We start from the raw sequence: 693 nt of genomic DNA on the forward strand, positions 1-693 counted from the left end.
AGCACACGTACGCTGTGCGTAGTCGATCAATTCATCTTTAGTCGCCGGCCATGGGGCATCGTCGAGCTTAGAGGCTAGTTCAAGTGTCCAATACATAGTTGATACTCTAAAATCATTAATATTAAAGCATTTTGCAATTGCGGGTGTAAAGATAACACTTTTCTCCACAATTACAAATAGTACGACCGCCAAGAAATAATCTCCCAAGGAATTGTTATCTTTGTCTATTACCAAAACAAGAATAGGATATAGAGATATATGGGTATAGGGAACTTTTACAAACAACCGAAGCCAAGTAAATTTAGGTACGTCTACCGCTACTACGACCCCAAGAAAGAGGAGGATGAGAAGCGACGTCGTCGCATACGGAGAGAGCTCGGCCTCACCGACGAAGTGAATGCCGAGGATATTAAAGGGGAACTCAAAGGCTCCTTTCGCCGGCAGTCGGAGGTACTTCAAAAGTACGGCAAGGAGGGGGTGCGTAAGAAGTCCTTTGCCGAGGCCAATCGCACACCTATCATACTCCTGATTTTAGGAGCGGTATTACTCTTGTCATTACTCCGCAATTCCGACTCAGGATTGATGCGATACATTTTACAAGGATTTCAACAAATAGGTAGCTTACTAGGCATCAATGGATAGTCTCATCAAACTTTTACCCGATAATATCGCCAATCAAATCGCTGCTGGCGA

Annotated in this window: 2 protein-coding genes; one reads left to right on the forward strand and one right to left on the reverse strand. The window is 44.0% G+C overall.

Features of this window, described 5'->3' with window-relative positions:
• A partial coding sequence (locus QVO39_RS08630; RefSeq protein WP_288171963.1) for a DUF2795 domain-containing protein occupies positions 1-96 on the reverse strand: 96 nt, incomplete at its 3' end.
• 162 nt (positions 97-258) lie between these two features.
• Here QVO39_RS08630 and QVO39_RS08635 point away from each other — a divergent pair.
• Positions 259-642 (forward strand): hypothetical protein, encoded by a 384-nt coding sequence (locus QVO39_RS08635; RefSeq protein ID WP_021903827.1) that lies wholly within the window; start codon positions 259-261, stop codon positions 640-642.
• Positions 643-693: the final 51 nt, after the last annotated feature.

The sequence above is a fragment of the Porphyromonas sp. CAG:1061 genome, from assembly GCF_000435035.1.
Lineage (GTDB): Bacteria > Bacteroidota > Bacteroidia > Bacteroidales > Porphyromonadaceae > Porphyromonas_A > Porphyromonas_A somerae.